Raw genomic sequence first — 20,197 nt, 5'->3', positions numbered from 1 at the left:
AGGCGCAGGGCCCGAGCTGCGACAACTGCGCGCACTGATCCGCGCGCCCGGCCGCTGATGCCGCACCTCGACCTCGTCGCGCTCGTGGTGCGCGACTACGATCCCGCGATCCGCTTCTTCGTCGACGTGCTCGGCTTCGTGCTCGCCGAGGATCGTCCGTCGCTCACGAACGATGGCCGTCCGAAGCGGTGGGTCGTCGTGCGTCCGCCCGAGGGCGGCACGGGTATTCTCCTCGCGCGCGCCGATGGCGCGACGCAGGAAGGGGCGATCGGTGCGCAGTTCGCGGGGCGGGTGGGGTTCTTCCTCCGCGTCGAGGACTTCGACGCGGTGCACGCGCGCATGGTCGCCGCGGGGGTTCGGTTCCACGGCACGCCGCGCCGCGAGGACTACGGCAGCGTGGTGGTGTTCGAGGACTGCGAAGGGAACAAGTGGGACCTGCTCGGGCCGGCGAACGGCTGAGCAGGAACGCGCGTCAGGCGGCGCCGATCTCCCCGATCGCGATATCCCGCCCCCCCTTCCGCACCAGCAACCACCGCCCGCGCACCGACTCCTGCGCCGGCACCAGCTGCACATCGCTCGCCAGCTTCCCCCCGTTCATCGTCACCGCCCCCTGCTGGATCAGCTTCCGCGCCGCCGTCTTCGACAGCCCGAACGCCTGCTCCAGCACCGCGACGATGTCCACCTGGCCGTCCACGGCCTGCACGCGCACCGACGGCATCTCCGCGGCGAGCGTCGTGAACACGGTGTCGTCGAGCGCGTGCGCGTCGGTCTTCTTGTCGAACACCGTGTCCGACACGCGCTTCGCCAGTGCGGCCGCGGCCTCGCCGTGGATCATCGCCGTCACCTCCCACGCGAGCCGCTTCTGTCCCTCGCGCAGGTGCGGCGACGCCGCATGCGCCGCCTCGATCCCCTCGATCGTCGCGCGGTCGAGCAGCGTGAACGTGCGCAGCAACCGCCCCACGTCCGCGTCGCCGGCGTTGATCCAGAACTGGTAGAACTGGTACGGGCTCGTCCGCTCCGCATCGAGCCACACCGCGCCCGACTCGGTCTTCCCGAACTTCTTCCCGTTCGCGTCGGTCAGCAGCGGGAAGGTCACGCCATGCGCCTCGCCGCGCGCCGCGCGGCGGACGAGCTCCGTCCCCGCGGTGATGTTGCCGAACTGGTCGCTCCCGCCCAGCTGCAGCGTCACGCCGTCGTGCTGGTGCAGGTGCAGGAAGTCATGCGCCTGCAGCAGCATGTAGCTGAACTCGGTGAACGAGATCCCCGCGTCCATCCGCGACTTCACCGAGTCCTTCTGCATCATCCAGTTCACGGTGAAGTGCTTCCCGGTGTCGCGCAGGAACGGGATCAGCCCGAGCGCGCCGAGCCAGTCGGCGTTGTTCCGGAACACCACGCGGTCGCCGGCGTCGGAGCCGCCGAGGGCGTTCGAGATCACGCGGCGGATCTGCGTCTCGATGAGCCGCGCGTTGGCCGCGATCTCCTCGGCGGCGCGGATGGGACGCTCCTCCGACTTGCCGCTCGGGTCGCCGATCATCGCCGTGCCGCCGCCCACCAGCGCGACGGCGGTGTGGCCGGCGCGCGCGAGGCGCACGAGCCCCATGATCGACACGAGGTTCCCCACATGCAGCGACTCGGCCGTCGGGTCGAACCCGCAATAGCCCTTCACCGGCCCCTTGGCGAGGGCGGCCGCCGCCCCCTCCGTCTGCTGGAACAGGAGGCCGCGCCACTCGAGTTCCTCGAGCAGCGGCAGGGAGGGGGAGGAGGGAACGTTCGCCATGCCGGAAAGGTAGGGGGGAGGCGCGGTGAAGTCAGTCCCGACGCGTGCGCCTCGCGCGTTGCCCCACCCCCCTCACGGGCCTAGCTTCCGCCCATCGCGATGAAGCGCAAACTCCTCATCCTCGCCCTCTCCGCCGTCGGCCTCGGCATCGTCGGCCTCGCCGGCTTCGCGGCCTACTGGTCCTGGTTCCTCTGCGCCGGCGATGCCTGCCCGTCGATCGCGCAGTTCGACGAGTACCGGCCCGCGCAGCCGGCCCGCCTCTACGCCGCCGACGGCCGCTTCATCGCCGAGGTCGGGCTCGAGCGCCGTTCGGTCGTGCGCCTCGAGCAGGTGCCGCAGCACGTCATCGACGCCTTCGTCATGACCGAGGACAAGCGCTACTACCGCCACGCGGGCATCGACTACATCCGCGTCCTCGGGTCGGTCTGGGCCAACGTGAAGGCCGGCGGCATGTCCGAGGGCTTCTCGACCATCACCATGCAGCTCGCGCGGAACATCTTCCCCGAGCAGCTCCCCTCGCGCAGCAAGGCGCGCAACGCGCTGCAGAACGTGCTCCGCAAGTTCCGCGAGGCGAAGGTCGCCCGCGAGCTCGAGACGAAGTTCAGCAAGGAACGCATCCTCGAGCTCTACCTGAACCAGATCCCCTTCGGCTCCGGCGCCTACGGCGTGGAGTCGGCGGCGCAGCGCTACTTCGGCCGCCCCATCAACGAGCTCACCGTCGCCGAGGGCGCGATGCTCGCCGCGCTCCCCAAGGCGCCGTCGCGCTACAACCCGCGCCGTTTCCCCGACCGCGCCATCCAGCGCCGCAACACGGTGCTCGAGCTCATGCGTCGCGAGGGCGCGCTCTCCGACGCCGACGCCTCGGTCGCCAAGGCGTACCCGCTCCGCCTCTACCGCCCGGCGCGCGGCGCGGGCGAGATCGCGCCCTACTTCGTCGAGTGGGTGCGCGCCGAGCTCGTGAAGCGCTTCGGCAAGCAGGCGTACGAGCAGGGGCTCCGCGTGATGACCTCGCTCGACCTCGACATGCAGGGCGCCGCCGAGCGCGCGATGGAGCGGCAGCTGCGCGCGGTGGAGGCCGGCACCTTCGGCCCGTATCCGCACGACACCTACGAGGCCTACATGGCCAAGGCGGCGGCGGGGACGAACGACGAGTCCGCCGCCAACTCGCCGTACCTGCAGGGCGCCTTCGTCGCGATCGACCCGCGCAACGGCGCCGTGCGCGCCCTCGTCGGCGGCCGCGACTTCGACGACAGCAAGTTCGACCGCGTGACGCGCGCGCTCCGGCAGCCGGGCTCGACCTTCAAGCCCATCGTCTACGCCACCGCCATCCAGACCGGCCGTCCGCCGTCCTATTTCCTCGACGACGAGCCCATCGAGGTCCCGCAGCTCGACGGCTCCCTGTGGACGCCGCAGAACTACGACAACAAGTTCGAGGGCCGCGTGACCATGCGCCGCGCGCTCTACCAGTCGCGCAACCTCCCCGCCATCCGCCTCACCATGGAGCTCGGCGAGAGCGGCGTGGTGGAGATGGCGAAGAACTTCGGCCTCACCACGCGCGTCCCGCCCTTCCCCTCCATCGCGCTCGGTTCGGCCGAGGTCTATCCGCTGGAGATGGTCGCGAGCTACGCCACCTTCGCCAACCTCGGCTGGCGCGTGCCGGCGCAGCCGATCCTCCGCGTGGAGACGCTCGACGGCCGCCGCCTCTTCGAGGCCGAGCCGGAGCGCATCCAGGTCCTCGGGCGCGAGGAGGCGTGGATCATGGTGGACATGATGAAGGACGTCCTCACGCGCGGCTCCGGCACGCGCGTGCGCAGCGGCGGCTTCACGCTCCCCGCCGCCGGCAAGACCGGCACGACCAACGAGTACACCGACGTCTGGTTCATCGGCTACACCACCGACCTCGTCGCCGGCGTCTGGATGGGCTTCGACCAGCCCAAGCGCATCAAGGACAACGCGCAGGGTGGCCAGCTCGCCGCGCCGGCGTGGACCGCGTTCATGCGCGAGGTCTACGAGCGGAAGCCGTCGCCGCCGGACTGGCCGCGGCCGTTCGGGATCATCTCGATGCTGATCGATCCGGTGACCGGCCTCCGCGCCGGCCCCGCCTGCATGTCCGACTCGGTGCGGATGGAGTACTTCCTCCCCGGGACCGAGCCGCAGTCCGAGTGCACCAAGATCCCGTGACCACGCCGGTCCGCTGGCATGCGCGCTGGGTCCTCCCGGTCGCGACGCCGCCGATCGCCGACGGGACGGTCATCACCGAGGGCGACCGCATCACCTGGGTCGGGCGGCGCGCCGATGCGCCCGCGGCGGCACCCGGCGCGCGCGACGAGGAGCTGGGCGACTGCATCCTCACGCCCGGCCTCGTGAACGCGCACACGCATCTCGACCTCACCATGATGCGCGGCGGACTCGAGGACCTCGGCTTCTACGACTGGGTCCGTACGCTCTCCAGCGCCAAGCGCGACCTGCTCACCGCACCCGAGTTCGCCGACGCCGCGCTCCTCGGCGTCGCCGAAGGACTGTCGCGCGGCATCACGACCTTCGGCGACACGGCGGACAACCGGGCGGCCTTCGACGCGATGCGCGCGCTCGGCGTGCGCGGCATCGCCTTCCGCGAGGTCTTCGGCCCCGACCCGCGGCAGTGCGGCGATGCGATGCGCTACCTCGAGGAGGCGGTGCGCGCGATGCGCGCCGACGCGACGCCGCTCGTGCAGGTGGGGGTCTCGCCGCACGCGCCCTACTCGGTCTCGGACGACCTCTTCCGCGCCGTCGCCGCCTTCGCCGCGCGCAAGGCGCTCCCGGTGGCGGTGCACGTGGCCGAGAGCGAGGACGAGCAGGCGCTCGTCGTGCGCGGGGAAGGGGCGTTCGCACCCTTCCTGCGCGGGCGGGGGATCGCCGTCGCGCCGCGCGCGAGCGGTCCGGTCGCGCTGCTCGACGCGGCCGGGCTGCTGCGCGAGCGGACGCTGCTCATCCACTGCGTCCGCGCGAGCCATACGGACGTGCACCGGATCGCCGACGCCGGATGCGGGGTCGCGCACTGCCCGGCCTCGAACGCCAAGCTCGGGCACGGCACGGCGCCGCTCGCGGAGTTCGTCGCCGCGGGAGCGCGGGTGGGACTCGGCTCCGATTCCATGGCGTCGAACGACGCGATGGATCTGCTCGGCGAGGCCCGGCTCGCGGCGCTCGCGCAGCGCGCGCGCACCGGACGCGCCGACCTGCTCCCGGCGCGCGACGCGTTCCGGCTCGCGACGCTCGGCGGCGCGGAAGCTCTGCGGCTGGACCGTGAGATCGGCGCGCTCGAGGCAGGGAAGCAGGCCGACCTCGTCGCCTTCCGCATCGACGCGCTCGGCGCGCCCGCGGAGGATCCGTGCGCGGCACTGGTCTTCGCGTCGGCCGGCGTGCATGCGCATCGCGTGGTGGTCGCCGGCGTGGAGCGCGCGCGCGATGGCGTGGTGCACGGCTTCGACCCCGCGGTGGTCGATCGCGTGCGCGCATCGGCAGCACGGATGGCCGAGTGGCGCCGCGCGCGCATCGTCGGTTAGCTTTCGGGGTCCTTTCCCCCTCCCCTCGCAACCATAAGGGTCGGGCATGACCGCACGCGGCACCGGCGCGACGGATCGGATCTGGCGGGATGGCGCGCTCGTCGAGTGGGACGACGCCACCCTGCACGTGATGAGCCACGTCGTGCACTACGGCTCGAGCATCTTCGAAGGGATCCGGTGCTACCGGACCCCCGAAGGTGGTGCGGTCTTCCGCCTCCGCGAGCACATGCGGCGCTTCGTCGACTCGGCGCGCATCTATCGCATGCCGATGGCGTACACAGTCGACCAGCTCTGCGCGGCCGTCGTCGAGACGATCACCGCGAACGGGCTCGACGAGTGCTACATCCGACCGCTCGCCGTCCGCGCGGGGCAGGAGATGGGCGTGAATCCCATCAATGCCCCGGTGGAGACGTTCGTCATCCTCTGGAAGATGGGGCGCTACCTCGGCGCCGACGCGCTCGAGCAGGGCGTCGATGTCACCGTCTCCAGCTGGCGCCGCGCCGCGCCGGGCACGCTCCCGATGATGGCGAAGGCGGGCGGCCACTATCTCGCGTCGCAGCTCACCAAGCTCGAGGCGAAGGCCGACGACTACGTCGAGGGGATCATGCTCGACTACGCCGGCCATGTGGCGGAGGGGAGCGGCGAGAACCTCTTCGTCGTGCGCGACGGGGTGCTGCACACCGCGCCGCTCGCCGCGAGCATCCTCCAGGGGATCACGCGCGACACCGTCGTGGCGATCGCGCAGGACCTGGGGTACGAGGTGCGGGAGACGCTGATGCCGCGCGAGATGCTGTACATCGCGGACGAGGTCTTCTTCAGCGGGACGGCCGCGGAGCTCACGCCCATCCGCAGCATCGACCGCATACCCGTGGGGGAGGGGAGGCGAGGCCCCATCACCGCGGCCATCCAAGAGCGGTACCTCGCCACCGTGACCGGACGAGCCCCCGACAGCAGAGGGTGGCTCACCCCCGTCCCCGCCGCGGCGCACCGGAGTTGACCGTGCGCCAGCCGACGAGGACCCTTGCCTCCTGGAGGATGTCGTGACCGTCGGCTGTCTCGCCCTGAACTCGTCGTTCGAACCCCTCACGATGGTCCCGCTCAAGCGGGCCCTTCGCCTGGTGATCGATGGCAAGGCCGAGATCGTGGAAGCGGACCGGGAGCGCACGGTCCACTCCGAGCATATCGCCATGCCGCGGCCGGCGGTCATCCGCCTGCGCAAGTTCGTGCACGTCCCGCGCCGATTCCGCCGCCAGGTCACCAACACCTTCCTGTTCGCGCGCGACGCCTACCGGTGCCAGTACTGCACGCGCTTCAGCTGGGAGCTGCGGCCGCGCGAGTCCCTCACGCGCGACCATGTCGTCCCCATCTCGCGCGGCGGCCTGAACGTCTGGACGAACGTCGTCACCGCCTGCTCCAGCTGCAACACGCGGAAGGCCGACCGGCTCGTGCACGAGTGCGGGCTGCAGCTCCTGCACGCCCCGGTGGAGCCGCACTTCGTCCACCTCTCGTGGGCGGTGCGTCGGCTCACGCCCACGCAGTCGCACTACATCAAGCTCTTCTACGGGAGCGAGGTGGTGCACAAGCTCGAGGCGATGGAGCGGCGGAACGGGGGCACTTTGCCCCCCGAGGCGCGGATCCTCACGGGCTGAGCGCGCGCAGGGGTTCTCAGGAATTCCGCTGGACGGTCGAGAATGAAGGGTGGAGACTCCGTCTCCCTCACCCGCACCGTGTCAGGGAACCCCCATGCTCGCCCGATTCCGTATCGGTACCAAGCTCACCAGCGGATTCATCGCTGTTGCCCTCCTCGTGGTCACCGTCGGCGCGTTCGGACTCTACTCCATGCGGCGGATCGACGCCGTCGCGATGGAGATCGCCGAGGTCAACCTGCCGAGCGTCCGCGGCATCATGCTCACGCACCTGGGCATGTCGGACATGCGCCGTCTCGAGCTCGCGATCCTCAACTCCAAGGAAGCCCAGGACGAGATCGCCTACCGCGCCAACCTCGCCGACCTCGACGAGGTCACCCGCACCGAACTCGACAAGGGCATCGCCGAGTTCGAGGCGCTCGCGCGCAGCCCGGAGGAGGAGAAGCAGTGGCAGGACCTCAAGGGCGGCCTGGAGTCGTTCCGCTCGCATGTGGATTCGGTGCGCCGGTTGCTCGACGCCGGCGAGGTGGCGGCGGCAGCCCCCGTCGTCGCGCGCGGCAAGCGGCTCTTCGCTGCCGTCGCCGCCGACGCCGACTCGATCGTCGCCGCCAGCATGCGGGTCACCGCCGAGGACCTCGCGAACGCGAAGGCCACCGCCTCGCGCGGCAGCACCATCGTCTGGATCGCGATGGGCCTCGCCGTCGTGCTCGCCCTCGGGCTCGGCTTCGCCCTCACGAAGGACATCACCGGCCCGCTGCAGCTCGCGATCGGCCGCGCGGACGCCCTGCGGTCGAACTGCATGACGGAGCTGCGAAAGGGTCTCCAGGCCATGGCCACCGGCGACCTCGGTGTCACCGTGACGCCGTCGACCGCCCCCCTCCAGCTCGATCGCGGGGATGAGATCGGGCAGTTGGCGACGACCGTGGACGCGATGATCGCGAACACCCAGGCGATCGTCGCGGACTTCACCTCCACGCAGGGCGTGCTTCGGGACGTCATCGCGGAGGGTTCGGCGCTCAACGCCAAGGCCGTCGCCGGCGACCTCCAGTCCCGCGGCGACAGCACCAAGTTCCACGGCGCCTTCGCCGAGCTCGTGAAGGGCACCAACGACATCCTCGACTCGGTCATCACGCCCATCGACGAGGCCTCGGTCGTGCTCGAGCAGCTCGCGGCCCGCGACCTCACGGCGCGCGTGGATGGCGAGTACAAGGGCGACCACGCGAAGATCAAGGAATCGATCAACCTCGCCGCGCAGAACCTGCAGGAGGCGCTCACCGGCGTCGCCCGCTCGGCCGAGCAGGTCACCGTCGCCTCGGCGGCGATCTCCGACGGCAGCCAGTCGCTCGCGCAGGGCGCCGGCGAGCAGGCCGCGAGCGTCGAGGAGATCTCGAGCTCGCTCAACGAGGTCGAGGCGATGTCGAAGCAGGCGTCGATGGCCGCCGGACAGGCCCGCACCATGGCCGAGGGCGCGCAGCAGGCCACCACGCGCGGCGAGGCGGGGCTCCAGGAGCTCGTCGTCGCGATGGCCAAGATCGAGGAGTCGTCGCGCGCCACCGCCGCGATCGTGAAGAAGATCGACGAGATCGCGTTCCAGACCAACCTCCTCGCGCTCAACGCCGCCGTCGAAGCGGCGCGCGCGGGCGATGCGGGACGCGGCTTCGCCGTCGTCGCCGACGAGGTGCGCGCCCTCGCCATCCGCGCCGCCGACGCGGCCAAGTCCACCACCGTGCTCATCGAGCAGGCGTCGGAGCATGCCGCTGCCGGTGTGGGCGCGACCGGACGCGTCACCGAGGCGCTCGGCGCCATCTCGCAGCGCACCGGCGAGGTCACCGAGATCATGCGCGAGATCGTCGCCGCCGCGGACCAGCAGCGCGTCGGCCTCGAGCAGGTCACCGTCGCCATCACGCAGATCAGCTCGGGCACGCAGTCGGCAGCGGCCAACGCCGAGGAATCGGCGGCCGCGGCCGAGGAACTCGCGAGCCAGGCCGCATCGATGCAGGAAGCGGTCGGCGCCTTCTCACTCGGCTCCGGCCCCGTCCGCTCGGCGCCGAGCAGCGCGCGCTACGATCGGCGTCCGCCCAGTCTCAACGCCAAGCCGCGTCGCGCCCCGGCCCCGCCGGTCGCGCATGCGGGCCACGCCAACCATGCGAGCCACGCGTCGGCTCCGTCGTCGCGCCAGAGCGAGAACGTCGCGCTGCTCGAGGAGTTCTAGCAGGAGTCCCAGCAGGGACCAGTCGCATTCGGATCGTGCCGTGGGGGCGCGATCAGGGCCGAACGGGTGGGGGCGACGCGAGTCGACCCTCACCCGTTCGCGCGTGCGCCTACTTCGCCGGCCGGAAGGTCGGGCTCTGCTCCTCGTATTCGCGGCGTTCGCCGCCGAGGAGGCGGCTCGCGAGTGACCGGAGGCCGCGACCGAGCGCGCTGCCCGGGTTCCGCTCGCCGCGCACCGCGGGAGAGAGATCGCCGCTGAGCCAGCGGTTCACCTCGTCGAGGTCGCTCACCGAGAGCGCCTCCACCTCGAGCGTGACGAGGTAATAGAAGCGGCGATCCTCCGCCGGCGCCTGGATGGGGACGCGCACCGGGCGCGACGCGGCCGCGTCAGCGTCCTCGAGGCGCACGAACGCACCCAGCGAGAGCGGCCGCTGCCCGACGATCTGGATCACCTCGAAGCGCTGCTGCGTGCCGCGCGACACCACGCGCACCTCCCACTCGGCCGAGCGCTGCAACTCGTCGAAGAAGCGCCCGTCGGCCCAGAGCTCCACGCGGTAGTGCAGCCGCGCGGGGAAGCCGTTCTCGAGCAGCTCGCGCAGGTAGGGATCGGTGAGGATCGCCCGTGCCCGCACCAGCGGTCCCTCCGCCGTGAGCCGCGTGGCGGTGGGGAGCTGGATCTCGACGCCCGCGCGCGACTGCGCCGCGAGCGGCGCCCCCGTGACCAGGGGCGCGCTCGCGGCGAGCAGCAGCGAGAGGAGGCGGCGTGCGATCAGAAGCGTCGGCCCAGGCGAACGGTGAAGTTGAGCGTCTCGTCCGGGGTCGAGACCGACTTCGAGAAGTAGAACCCGATCTCCCCCAGATCGATCCCCGCGCCGATGCTGGTGCGGAAGGTCGAGAGCGGCGGGAGCCCGTTGCCGTGGCTCACCGGGCCCGGCGTGTCCGGCGTCGTCCACCCGCGCCCCGCGTCGGCGAAGAGCACCCACGCCGGCGTGAGATCGCTGAAGCGCCACCAGTTGTCGCCGCGGTACCAGCCCCAGTCGAGCGACTGTCGCAGCTCAACCTGCGCGAGCGCGATGCGGTCGCAGAGCGTCGGCCGGCCGTCCCATGCGGCGATGCCGCCGCAGGAGAAGACGTCGTCGGCATCGTACCAGTTGCGGCGGAAGTCGTACCCTTCGATGGAGCCCGGCCCGCCCACCGAGACGCGGCGCTGGAGCGGCAGGCGGTCGCCGCCCATCCAGCCGCCGGCGACGAGGCGGAGGTTGAGCTCCGTCCCCGGCGAGACGCGGTTGTAGCGGCGCGCATCGATGAAGCCGCGCGTGTAGGTGACCTGCTCGGCCAGCACCGGTCCCACCGGCACCGGTCCCTGGTTCCGCGTGATCGTCCCGCTGCCGCGCTCGACGTCGGCGTTGAGGTACCAGCCGCCCCAGAGCGGCGACCGCACGCGCTCGCGGGTGTCGATGCGCATCCGGACGGAGGCGAGGTCCACCTTCCCCTCGTCCATGAGCGAGTTGAGGCGCCACGGCCGGAGGTCCTCGCGCAGCGAGAACGGATCGCGCGCCGCGACGCTCCGCCACCGCTCGCTCCCGGCGACGAAGTTCAGCGAGGCCTCCTCGCCGATCCGCGCGCCGATCCCGCTCTCCCAGCCATGGCGGCCGTAGTGATCGCGCATGTCGCGGTGGAGCGCGAAGGCGGCGAGCCCCGCCTCCGTGTCGCTCAGCTGCCAGCTCTCCACGGCATCGACCACGTCGAACGCGCGCGCGCTCAGCACGAGGCCGCTGCGCACGCCGAGCCGCAGGTCGGCGCGCGCGTCGTGACCGAGCGTGCCGCGGTCCCAGCGGATGGGATCGGCGGTGCGCACCACGCCGAACGCCTCCACCTGCACGCGGCCCCAGCTCGTCGGGCGGCGGAAGCGCGGGCCGACCATGATCGGCAGCCCTTCCACCCGGTTGTACGTGCGCGCCGCGACGAAGAAGAGGTCGGTGTACGACTCGCCGCGCTCGCGTCCGGGGCGGTCGAGGCGCGGCCGCCATTCGCTCATGCGGTCCTCCTCGGGCACGAGCCGGTCGCCCTCGATGGTGTACCGCATCAGCTCGGCCTGCGTCCGCACCTCGCCGCCGACCTGCACGCTGTCCTCGCGCGTGAGCACGCCGCCCACGATCATCACGTCCTCGCCGATCCGCGCCCCCGCCTTGAGCCGCACGTCGGCGTTGATCGCGACGAGCGAGCCGGTGATCCGACCGGAGATGACGACCGGGCCGTTGAGCACCGCCACGTCGCCGGAGATCTCGCGCTCGGCGGCCACGTCGAGCGGGCCGGAGATGCGCGTGGTCCCCGCGTTGTTGTAGATGCCGACCGCGCCCCACATGGTGCCGGCGGCGCGGGCGCGCTGCTGCGCGTGGGCGCGGCCCGCACCGGGGGCGAGGCCGACGGCGAGGGCGATCAGGAGGAACAGGTTCCGCATCGAATGCTCCGTTCGGTTCAGGACAGCACCACCAAAGGCAGGCGGCGTGCCGCCGTGTGCTTCAATAGAGCGCGGCGTGAGGTGTGTCACACCCGCGTGTCAGAATCACTCCGGCGCGCCAGCGATGCCGAGCCGCTTCATCCGGCGATAGAGATTGGGACGGTCCGTCTGCAACCGCCGCGCCGCCTCCGCCACCACCCCGTTCGCCGCCGACATCGCGCGCGCGATGAGCAGCCGCTCGTACTCGTCGAGCGCCTCGCTCAACGCCACGTCGAGCCGCTCGCCGTCGGGGAGCGCCGGAGGCTTGGCGGTCGTGTGCTCCCCCGCGGGGATCACGCTCGCGACCTCGGCCGTGCCGATGTCCTGCCCCGCGAAGAGGATGCTCAGCCGCTCGACGATGTTCGCGAGCTCGCGCACGTTGCCGGGCCAGCGGTAGCGCGAGAGCGCATCCACGCCCGCCTGCGTCCAGGTCGGCGCGGCCTGGCCCGACCGTCGCCGGTGCAGCGCCGCGAAGTGCGAGACGAGCGCCGCGATGTCCCCGGGCCGCTCGCGCAGCGGCGGGATCTCCATCGGGATCACGTTGAGGCGGAAGAAGAGGTCCTCGCGGAACCGGCCCTCGCGCACCTCGCGCGCGAGGTCGCGGTTGGTCGCGGCGAGGATCCGCACATCCACCTTGATGGGCTTCGCCGCGCCCACGCGCTCGATCTCCCGCGCCTCGATCGCCCGCAGCAGCTTCGCCTGCGCCTCGGGGGAGAGCTCGCCCACCTCGTCGAGCAGCAGCGTCCCCGTGTGCGCGAGCTCGAAGCGCCCGATGCGCCGCTCGGTCGCGCCGGTGAACGACCCGCGCTCGTGGCCGAACATCTCGCTCTCCACCAGGTCGCGCGGGATCGCCGCGCAGTTCACGCGCACGAACGGCTTGTCCTTCCGCGGGCTCTGCGCGTGGATCGCCGAGGCGACGAGCTCCTTGCCGGTCCCCGACTCGCCGCCGATGAGCACGCGCGCATCGCTCGGCGCCACGCGGCCGATCATCTCGCGCACGCTGCGCATCGCCGGCGAGTCGCCCACCAGCTCGCCCGCGAGGCCGAGGTCGGCGCGCAGGGCCGAGCGTTCGCGCCGCGCCTGGCGCAGCTCGAGCGCGCTGGCGATGGCGAGAAGCACGCCTTCGGGGGTGAGCGGCTTCTCGAGGAAGTTCACCGCGCCGAGTCGGGTGGCCTTCACCGCATCGGCGAGCCCCGCGCGGCCGGACATCATCACCACCGGCAGGTCGGGGAAGCGGCCGCGCAGCTGCTCGAGGAGCTCCAGCCCGTCGGTCGGGTTGGGCATCATGAGGTCGAGCAGCACGAGGTCCGGCTCGTACTCCACCGCGCGCGCGAGTCCGGCCGCCGCATCGCTCGCATCACGGACCTCGTAGCCTTCGGCTCCGAGCAGGGCGCCCACCATCCGGCGGATGTTGGGTTCGTCGTCGACGATCAGGATCGAGGGCATGGGCGCGTGGCGGGGGTCAGTCGCGGGACGGGGGCAATACCCCGCCGGGGCGCTCGCGTTCGGCGAGGAGCTTGGTCACGAACCGCTGGCCCTCGGCGAGCTTCTCGATCTCGACCGCGATCACGTCGATGTTGCGCTCCATGTTGTTCATCCGCTCCTGGAGCGCGGGATCGACGCCGCTGCCGCCGCTCACCCCGTGCTCGATGCGGCGGGCGATCGCCTTGGCCAGCGGGGCGAGCACGAACGGGATGCCGAACGCGACCGCGAAGACGGGGACGAGGATGACGGGGCCGTCCATCAGCGCGTCCCCTCGTGCGGCGGCAGCACCTTCGCCGGTTCGCGTTCGGCGAGCAGCCGCGTCACGAACCGCTGCCCCTCGCTGATCCGCTCGATCTCGATCGCCATCGCCTCGACCGCGGTCTCGATGCGCGCGAGGCGCTCGTCGCGCTCCCGCTCGCCGGGCGTGAGCATCGGCTGCCGCTCCTTCGCGCGGATGTGCGCGCGCACGAGCGGCAGCCCGATCACGATGGTGATCACGGTGCCGAAGAATCCGACGATCGCGACGATGTCGTCCATTGAGATGCGTCCCCTAGCCGTTGCGTCCGTTCACGAGCGGGAAGCGGAGCCGGATCTCGGTCCCCTCACCCGGCGCGCTCACCGCGTCCACGCGGCCCCCGTGCGCCACGACCGTCTGCTTCACGATCGCGAGGCCGAGGCCGGTCCCGCCCGTCTTCTGCGTCATGTACGGGTCCCAGATCCGCGGCAGCTGCTCCGCGGGGATCCCGGTCCCGTCATCCTTCACCGCCAGCACTCCCTCGGCGCCCTGCACGCGCGCCGTCACCGCGAGCGTCCCGCGCCCGCCGGTCGCATCGACCGCGTTGAGCAGCACGTTCGAGAGCGCCCGCTGCAGCGCATCGTGCTGCCCGAGCACCAGCACGCCGAGGTCGCCGGTCACCGTCACCGTCATCTCCGCCGGCAGCGTGGTGCGGGCCGTCTCGCGCGCGAGCTCGAGCAGGTCCACCGTCGCCGTCGGTCCTTCGGGGAGCCGGCCGAACTGCGCGAAGCTCTTCGCCATCGCTTCCAGTCGCGCCGACTCCGTGTCGAGCACCTCCACCGCATCCTGCTGTCCCTCCACCGCCGTGCGCCGCAGCGACGCGATGGCGAAGCGGATGGGCGTGAGCGGGTTCTTCAGTTCGTGCGCCACCTGGCGTGCCGACTCGCGGAAGGCCGAGAGCCGCTCCGCCTCGAGCGCCGCCTGCCGCCCCTTCTCGAGGTCGGCGGCCATGGTGCGCATCCGTTCCCGCAGTACGCCGAACTCGGGCGCGCCCTTCGCCTCGCCCTCCTGCGGCAGCGGCAGCCGCTCGGCGTTGGCGATGCGGCCCGTCCAGCCGACGATCTCGTCGAGCGGACGCGAGAGCTGGCGGCTCAGGTGTCCCGCGACGCGCGAGGCGAGGATCGTGAGCAGCCCCACGATGACCAGGCCGCCGATCGCCATCGCGGTGGCCGCCCGTTCCGAGATGAAGCGCACCTGCCGCGCGCGCACCCGCGCCTCGCCGAGGGCGTCCTGATGGGCGGCGAGCGCCGCCTCGGTCTCCGTGCTGCCGGGCTTGGCCCGCGCGAGCGCGATCGCCCGCTCGCCGCTCGCGGCGACCTGCTCCCACGCCCCCGACCCGCTGAGCTGGGGGATGGTCGCGCGCGCGGCGTAGCTCCAGGCCAGCGTGAGGAGGATGGCCGGGACGAACGCGAAGAGCGCGAGGATGAGAAACAGCCGGGTACGGAAGCGTGGGTGCTTCACGATGCCTGGGGCCCGTACGGGGGCGCGGAAAGGGTGGTTTCGCCCCTCAAGTCTATGCATCCACCGGGGGGCGCGCAGGGGTGGTGGAGGGGCGGAAGTCGGCCCCCCACTGTCATTTGCGACCCATCGGACTAGGTTTCCTGATGGGACGCGCCTAGCGCGTCGATGATCGCCGCCATGGGAGCGCGACCATCGGCACGCCGGGCGCCCCGAGGCGGGAGCGCGTTTGCGCCAGCGGCGTCCTCCGGACTGTGTGAGCGTCCGGACGAGTGGCTGAGCGCGAGCGCCCCCGCGCCACTCACTTCATTTGGCGCAGCGCGCCAGGACCAGATGCATCCTCGTTCCAACCTCTCCGCGGCCGCGCGTCCTGCGCGCACCGCGGTGGCCCCGCTCCATCGGGGGCCCCAGGCGATGACCGCCGGCGCCCATTCCCACGCGCCCAACGCCGCCCTCCTCATCGACTTCGACAACGTCACGATGGGGATCCGCTCCGACCTGCAGACGGAGCTCCGCAACCTCCTCAGCAGCGCCATCATCTCCGGCAAGGTCGCGGTCCAGCGCGCCTACGCCGACTGGCGCCGCTATCCGCAGTACATCGTGCCGCTCAGCGAGTCGTCGATCGACCTCATCTTCGCCCCGGCCTACGGCTCGTCGAAGAAGAACGCGACCGACATCCGCCTCGCCGTCGACGCGATCGAGCTCGTCTTCACCCGCCCCGAGATCGGCACCTACATCCTGCTCTCGGGCGACAGCGACTTCTCGTCGCTCGTGCTCAAGCTCAAGGAGTACGGCAAGTACGTCATCGGCGTCGGCATCCGCGAGTCGTCGAGCGACCTCCTCGTCCAGAACTGCGACGAGTACTACAGCTACAACGCCCTCGCCGGCCTCGTGAAGTCGGGCGAGGAGTCGGGCACCAAGAAGTGGGACCCGTACGAGCTGGTGACCGAGGCGATCGGCCGGATGCAGAAGAACGGCGACGTCATGCGCTCCGACCGCCTCAAGCAGGTCATGCAGGAGATCGACGCGAGCTTCGACGAGAAGGATCTCGGCATGTCGAAGTTCTCGCGCTTCTGCCTCGAGGCGCAGTCGAAGGGCCTGCTCCACGTGCACAAGCTGGAGAACGGCCAGCTCGAGGTCGGTCCGCCCAAGGGCAAGGCCGTCGAGTCCGCCGCCGCGTCGTCGGCTCCCGCCGCCGAGGGCGAGCGTGAGCGTGGCGAGCGCGAGGAGCGCGAGGGCCGTGGCCGTCGCGGTCGTCGTGGTCGTGGTGGTCGCGGTCGCGATCGCGACGACCGTCCGCGCGAGGGGGGCAGCACCCCCGCCGAGGGCACCGCGGCCGTCGCCGCCGATGCCACCGAGACGGTCGCCGCGCCGTCGGCTCCGGCCGCTGCGCCGGCGCACGCGCCGCGCTCGCATCATGCGCCGCGTCCGCCGCGCGAGCAGCACGCGCCGCGTCCCGCCGGCGACCCGTCCATCGGCGCCGGTGGCATCCGTCTCACGCGCGACGAGGCCTTCGGCCTCGTGCGTGATGCGGTCGCCGCGGTCGCCAACACCGAGGATCCGGTCCCGAGCGAGACGGTGCGCGTGAAGGCCCACCAGCTCCTCGGCCGCGACAGCGAGTCGCTCTCCGAGCGCAACTTCGCGCGCATCCTCAAGGATGCGCACGACGCGGGCCTCGTGGACCTCCGCAAGCGCGGCGAAGCGTTCGAGGTCCTCGCGGCCTCGGGTGCGGCGAGCATCGCCGACCAGCTCGCCGTGGCCGAGAAGGCCGCGACGCCGACGGCAGCGCCGTCGGCGCCCGCCCCGCGCGGGATGGGTCCGCGCTCGGTGCCGAGCAACCGTCGTGGTGGTGGCAAGCCGGCGGGGATCCCGCAGGGCCTGCTGCTCCTCGGCATGGTCGAGGAGCCGGCCGCGCCCGTCGTCGCCGAGGTGGCCGCGCCGGCCGCCGAGGAGAAGAAGGGGAAGGGGAAGAAGGCTGCGGTGAAGGAGCCGAAGGCGGAGAAGCCGGCGAAGGCCGAGAAGGCGGAGAAGGAGCCCAAGGCCAAGAAGCCGGCGGCGAAGAAGGCCAAGGCCAAGTAGGCGAACGCGTCACGGTCGCGCGAGAGCGCGACCGGTGATGAGGCGAGCGGGGCGTCCGGTGAGCCGGGCGCCCCGCTCGTGCGTGGATCCGGTGCTGGATGCGTGAGATCTCTGACACTGCTCCCTCCCTCTCACGCCTCGCCCCTTCCTCTCGCTCTTCGTTCCTCGGGAACCTCGGACTCTTGCGCGCCGCCGGTCCCGATGCGAGCCTAGTGCCGTCGGCATCCGGAGGACCGCCGCGTGAGCATCCAGAAGCGAGGGACGGCCCGCCTGTTCGCGTTCGGCCTGGCGCATCTCCTCTCGGGCTTACTCGCCCCACCGGCCTGGTCGCAGCCGGTCATCGACCTGCGACCGACGTGTGTGCGCTGCCATCTCGATGTGGTGGTGCGCGTCCGATTCGACGCGTCTTGGCCGGATGGCGGCCTCCCGCCGCTGCCTGACGCGGTCTCGCCGTTCGCGACACATGACTGGGCGGTGTCGGACCCCATCGCCGATCGCGTGCATCGTTTCTCGCGCGACGGCAGCTACATCGCCCCGATCGGTGGAGTCGGCGCTGGGCCCGGCGAGTTCCGGCGACCGGCACTCGTCGCGCGATGGTGGGCCGATTCCACTGCCGTCTTCGACGAGGCGAACGCGAGGCTCACCCTCTTCGCACCGGACGGCGGTCTCGCGCGATCCCAACCGTGGAGCGGCCGGAAGCCTCTGCACATCATGCTCGCCGCGGGAGGCGGGTTCGTCGTGTCGGAGCGCTACGACACGCGACTCTCGTTCGGCATGCCGTTGCACCTGTTCGACCGGAAGGCCGAACTGGTGCGGTCGTTCGGCAATACGCGTTCGGCGAGGATCACGAACGAGGCGGAGGTCCCGCGCCTCCGACTTCCCGTCCGGGCGGAGCGCGATGGCACGTATTGGACCGTCGCGGCGAGGGCGCCGCGATTGCAGCGCTGGAGTGCCGCGGGCGAGCAGTTGGAGGTGTGGGACCTGCCGATACCGGAGTTCGAGGCGCTCCATGTGACGCGCGAGCCACGACTGGTCGGGCAGATGTTCCATGCGATCGAACAGCTCGCCGACGGCCGCCTGCTGGTGACCATGGCGTATCGTGATCCGCGGTGGGCGGAGGCACTCGCCCCGAGTCGAACGGTCGATGGGCAGCCGACCATCGAGATCGACGACTGGGGCCGCTACTTCAACACGCGGCTCTTCGTGTTCGATCCGAAGACGCGCACGCTGGTGTCCATGCGGGATCTCGACGAGTACATCGCAGGCAACCTCGGCGGCGGACGCCTCTGGGGGATCGGTCCCGGAGGCGGCAACGGGCGGCTCGTGGTCATGGAAGTCAGCATCTCACCCGAACACCAGCGACGGAGTCCCGAATGACGATGACACGAGTCCTTGGAACGTCCGCCTGCCTCCTCCTCTTGGCAGGCGCGGCAGGATCCGGCAGTCCAGCGGATGTGCGGTCGACGGCGACCCTGCAAGCGCAGCTGGAGGCATCACGCTTCGAGGTATGTACGGCGAAGTGCAACCTCTGTGCCGGCGATGCGGGGCACGAGGTCAATGCGGCATCGCAGGACGGGACGCACGGGCGTGGCAACCACTCGTGCGTCGTCGATGCGTTGACCTGCGCCTACCACACCTGCGCAGTCTCGTCGATCGACCCCGTAGTGGACATCTACCGCATGGTCGCGGAGGACGACGTCGCGGGCCTGCGGAGTGTACTCCACGACGACAACGTCCGGTACGTGCCTGAGCGAGGGGTCGTGCAACTGCTGGCGGATTGCGGCGCGGTGCTCGCGCAGCTTCCGATCAGTGAGGTTCGGGCCGCGGAGCTCCACCTCGACTAGTCGTCGCTATCGCGTGCGGGTCCCAAGGGCCGGCGGGGGGCGCGAGAGCGGGAACACCCTCTCCCTCACCCCGGGACGTTTCCCTCCCTTCTCGCCCATCGCGCCTCAGTACTCTGGAGAGAGGAGGTCGCCCACGGATCGCATGAGTTCCTCGAACACGCTCCATATTCGCGCACCAGCGGACCGCGCTTGCACGTCCATTCCGATCACCTCCACTTCCAAGAGCTGACCATGCACGTCCCCCACCTTCGTGGCCGCGCGGCGGCGCCCGCGCTCCTCCGCCGCACCGCGCTGTCAGCCCTCCTCTCGCTCGCGATGTCGGCCTGCGCGCGGGACAGGGAGGTCGTGGCGCCGGCCGACATGCCCGCGACCAGGACCACGTCCGCGACCCCGGCCGCGACCACGGCGTGGCCGACGGTGCACGTGCTCGAGGACACCGCGCCCGGGTCGATCCTCAACATCCACGCCGCGTACCCGCCGCCCGATGCGCGCTACGTCATCGACTACGTCGCGCTCGTCGATCGCCTCGAGGCGGTCTACGGCGACATCAGCACGGTCGATTTCCTCGTCGTCCTGCCGACCAAGCCGCTCATCACGTCCAGCAGCTTCGTGGCCAACCGACAGATCTCGGGCATCGGCTCATGCGACTCGTGCGCGTTCCCCGAGGCGCCGCAGCTCAAGAACGTCGTCCAACTGGCCTTCTACCAGCATTGGGCTATGGCGGACGCCGTCGGCTTCGATCCCATGCTCTTCTTCACGGGCTTCCAGAACGAGCTCCTCCACGAACTCGGCCACTATTGGCTGATGGGCATCGAGAACTTCGGGACCACGTATCCCGGCCACTACCAGAACACCCTCGATCTCTTCAATGGGGACTCGACGGTCGTCGATCCGCTGGCGAACGCGCACTGGATCGTGCGCAACCGCACGACGTGCGTGAGTCAGGGGAGTCCCGGCACCACCACGCGCTTCTCCGACCTGTCGCTCTACCTGATGGGGCTGATCCCGCCGGCACAGGTCGCGCCGGTGACGCAGCACGTGTTCGCCCCGATCCCCGGGAACGACGCCTACAACGCGGCCGGCCCCCTGTGCGGCGAGCCGTACAAGTTCATCAAGAAGCGCATCGTGAAGATCAGCGACATCGTCGCCCTGCACGGGGTGCGCACGCCCGCGAGCAGCGTGTCGCAGAAGAACTTCAACGTGATGTTCGTCGTGGTGCACCCGGCGGGCGAGCCCGCGCCGGCGGGATTCGTGGCGTATGCGGGTGCGTTCGCCAACGTGCTGCCGACGACGTGGGCGACGGCGACGCGCTTTCGGTCGGGGCTCAAGATCTTCGAGGCGCCGTGACGGGGCGGGGTCC

General features: G+C 71.2%; 17 protein-coding genes. 10 read left to right on the top strand and 7 right to left on the bottom strand.

Going from position 1 to position 20,197, the window contains the following annotated elements:
• Nucleotides 1–57: 57 nt before the first annotated feature.
• Entirely contained in the window at nucleotides 58–459 is a 402-nt protein-coding gene (locus IPJ78_02715) for a VOC family protein (GenBank protein ID MBK7905451.1), read from the top strand.
• A 13-nt stretch (nucleotides 460–472) separates the two neighbouring features.
• On the opposite strand, the gene IPJ78_02710 is transcribed toward IPJ78_02715, so the two are convergent.
• A complete protein-coding gene (locus IPJ78_02710; GenBank protein ID MBK7905450.1) occupies nucleotides 473–1,777 on the bottom strand; it encodes a tyrosine--tRNA ligase in 1,305 nt (434 codons plus the stop codon).
• A gap of 99 nt (nucleotides 1,778–1,876) precedes the next feature.
• Between IPJ78_02710 and IPJ78_02705 the strand changes: the two genes are divergently transcribed.
• The 5 genes from IPJ78_02705 to IPJ78_02685 all read left to right on the top strand — a co-directional run bounded on the left by IPJ78_02705 (nucleotide 1,877) and on the right by IPJ78_02685 (nucleotide 9,177).
• The gene (locus IPJ78_02705) at nucleotides 1,877–3,958 is read left to right on the top strand and encodes a PBP1A family penicillin-binding protein (protein ID MBK7905449.1); all 2,082 of its coding nucleotides are present in this window, start codon (nucleotides 1,877–1,879) and stop codon (nucleotides 3,956–3,958) included.
• A complete protein-coding gene (locus IPJ78_02700; GenBank protein MBK7905448.1) occupies nucleotides 3,955–5,319 on the top strand; it encodes an amidohydrolase family protein in 1,365 nt (454 codons plus the stop codon). The genes IPJ78_02705 and IPJ78_02700 overlap by 4 nt, the downstream gene beginning before the upstream one ends.
• 46 nt (nucleotides 5,320–5,365) lie before the next feature.
• The gene (locus tag IPJ78_02695; GenBank protein ID MBK7905447.1) at nucleotides 5,366–6,316 is read left to right on the top strand and encodes a branched-chain amino acid transaminase; all 951 of its coding nucleotides are present in this window, start codon (nucleotides 5,366–5,368) and stop codon (nucleotides 6,314–6,316) included.
• Nucleotides 6,317–6,359: 43 nt separating this feature from the next.
• Nucleotides 6,360–6,968 (top strand): HNH endonuclease, encoded by a 609-nt coding sequence (locus IPJ78_02690; GenBank protein ID MBK7905446.1) that lies wholly within the window; start codon nucleotides 6,360–6,362, stop codon nucleotides 6,966–6,968.
• 94 nt (nucleotides 6,969–7,062) lie between these two features.
• On the top strand, nucleotides 7,063–9,177 hold the full coding sequence (locus IPJ78_02685; protein MBK7905445.1) for an MCP four helix bundle domain-containing protein: 2,115 nt from the start codon (nucleotides 7,063–7,065) through the stop codon (nucleotides 9,175–9,177).
• Between the two features lie 109 nt (nucleotides 9,178–9,286).
• On the opposite strand, the gene IPJ78_02680 is transcribed toward IPJ78_02685, so the two are convergent.
• The 6 genes from IPJ78_02680 to IPJ78_02655 all read right to left on the bottom strand — a co-directional run bounded on the left by IPJ78_02680 (nucleotide 9,287) and on the right by IPJ78_02655 (nucleotide 14,917).
• A complete protein-coding gene (locus tag IPJ78_02680; protein MBK7905444.1) occupies nucleotides 9,287–9,808 on the bottom strand; it encodes a hypothetical protein in 522 nt (173 codons plus the stop codon).
• A 137-nt stretch (nucleotides 9,809–9,945) separates the two neighbouring features.
• Complete coding sequence (locus IPJ78_02675) at nucleotides 9,946–11,637, bottom strand: BamA/TamA family outer membrane protein (protein ID MBK7905443.1); 1,692 nt, start codon at nucleotides 11,635–11,637, stop codon at nucleotides 9,946–9,948.
• Between the two features lie 105 nt (nucleotides 11,638–11,742).
• Nucleotides 11,743–13,122, bottom strand: coding sequence for a sigma-54-dependent Fis family transcriptional regulator (locus tag IPJ78_02670; protein MBK7905442.1), 1,380 nt, complete (start codon nucleotides 13,120–13,122; stop codon nucleotides 11,743–11,745).
• A gap of 16 nt (nucleotides 13,123–13,138) precedes the next feature.
• Nucleotides 13,139–13,420: a hypothetical protein gene (locus tag IPJ78_02665; GenBank protein MBK7905441.1), complete on the bottom strand. Its 282-nt coding sequence runs from the start codon at nucleotides 13,418–13,420 to the stop codon at nucleotides 13,139–13,141.
• A complete protein-coding gene (locus IPJ78_02660; protein ID MBK7905440.1) occupies nucleotides 13,420–13,698 on the bottom strand; it encodes a hypothetical protein in 279 nt (92 codons plus the stop codon). Before IPJ78_02660 ends, IPJ78_02665 begins: the two co-directional genes overlap by 1 nt.
• Nucleotides 13,699–13,711: 13 nt before the next feature.
• Nucleotides 13,712–14,917, bottom strand: coding sequence for a HAMP domain-containing histidine kinase (locus IPJ78_02655; protein ID MBK7905439.1), 1,206 nt, complete (start codon nucleotides 14,915–14,917; stop codon nucleotides 13,712–13,714).
• 330 nt (nucleotides 14,918–15,247) lie between these two features.
• On the opposite strand from IPJ78_02655, the gene IPJ78_02650 reads away from it, so the two are divergent.
• From IPJ78_02650 to IPJ78_02635, 4 genes are all read left to right on the top strand, one after another.
• Nucleotides 15,248–16,993, top strand: coding sequence for an NYN domain-containing protein (locus IPJ78_02650; GenBank protein MBK7905438.1), 1,746 nt, complete (start codon nucleotides 15,248–15,250; stop codon nucleotides 16,991–16,993).
• Nucleotides 16,994–17,233: 240 nt separating this feature from the next.
• Nucleotides 17,234–18,370 (top strand): hypothetical protein, encoded by a 1,137-nt coding sequence (locus IPJ78_02645; protein MBK7905437.1) that lies wholly within the window; start codon nucleotides 17,234–17,236, stop codon nucleotides 18,368–18,370.
• Complete coding sequence (locus IPJ78_02640) at nucleotides 18,367–18,837, top strand: hypothetical protein (GenBank protein ID MBK7905436.1); 471 nt, start codon at nucleotides 18,367–18,369, stop codon at nucleotides 18,835–18,837. The genes IPJ78_02645 and IPJ78_02640 overlap by 4 nt, the downstream gene beginning before the upstream one ends.
• Before the next feature lie 231 nt (nucleotides 18,838–19,068).
• Nucleotides 19,069–20,184, top strand: coding sequence for a hypothetical protein (locus tag IPJ78_02635; protein MBK7905435.1), 1,116 nt, complete (start codon nucleotides 19,069–19,071; stop codon nucleotides 20,182–20,184).
• Nucleotides 20,185–20,197: the final 13 nt, after the last annotated feature.

The sequence above is a fragment of the Gemmatimonadota bacterium genome, assembly GCA_016714015.1.
Lineage (GTDB): Bacteria > Gemmatimonadota > Gemmatimonadetes > Gemmatimonadales > Gemmatimonadaceae > Pseudogemmatithrix.
This window is presented reverse-complemented; position numbering and strand designations above follow the sequence as displayed.

What these genes read in the sequence shown, in the direction of transcription:
- IPJ78_02715 (MBK7905451.1), top strand. Translation starts at nt 58, where the DNA reads ATGCCGCACCTCGACCTCGTCGCGCTCGTGGTGCGCGACTACGATCCC.
- IPJ78_02710 (MBK7905450.1), bottom strand. Translation starts at nt 1,777, where the DNA reads ATGGCGAACGTTCCCTCCTCCCCCTCCCTGCCGCTGCTCGAGGAACTC.
- IPJ78_02705 (MBK7905449.1), top strand. Translation starts at nt 1,877, where the DNA reads ATGAAGCGCAAACTCCTCATCCTCGCCCTCTCCGCCGTCGGCCTCGGC.
- IPJ78_02695 (MBK7905447.1), top strand. Translation starts at nt 5,366, where the DNA reads ATGACCGCACGCGGCACCGGCGCGACGGATCGGATCTGGCGGGATGGC.
- IPJ78_02685 (MBK7905445.1), top strand. Translation starts at nt 7,063, where the DNA reads ATGCTCGCCCGATTCCGTATCGGTACCAAGCTCACCAGCGGATTCATC.
- IPJ78_02675 (MBK7905443.1), bottom strand. Translation starts at nt 11,637, where the DNA reads ATGCGGAACCTGTTCCTCCTGATCGCCCTCGCCGTCGGCCTCGCCCCC.
- IPJ78_02670 (MBK7905442.1), bottom strand. Translation starts at nt 13,122, where the DNA reads ATGCCCTCGATCCTGATCGTCGACGACGAACCCAACATCCGCCGGATG.
- IPJ78_02665 (MBK7905441.1), bottom strand. Translation starts at nt 13,420, where the DNA reads ATGGACGGCCCCGTCATCCTCGTCCCCGTCTTCGCGGTCGCGTTCGGC.
- IPJ78_02660 (MBK7905440.1), bottom strand. Translation starts at nt 13,698, where the DNA reads ATGGACGACATCGTCGCGATCGTCGGATTCTTCGGCACCGTGATCACC.
- IPJ78_02650 (MBK7905438.1), top strand. Translation starts at nt 15,248, where the DNA reads ATGCATCCTCGTTCCAACCTCTCCGCGGCCGCGCGTCCTGCGCGCACC.
- IPJ78_02640 (MBK7905436.1), top strand. Translation starts at nt 18,367, where the DNA reads ATGACGATGACACGAGTCCTTGGAACGTCCGCCTGCCTCCTCCTCTTG.
- IPJ78_02635 (MBK7905435.1), top strand. Translation starts at nt 19,069, where the DNA reads ATGCACGTCCCCCACCTTCGTGGCCGCGCGGCGGCGCCCGCGCTCCTC.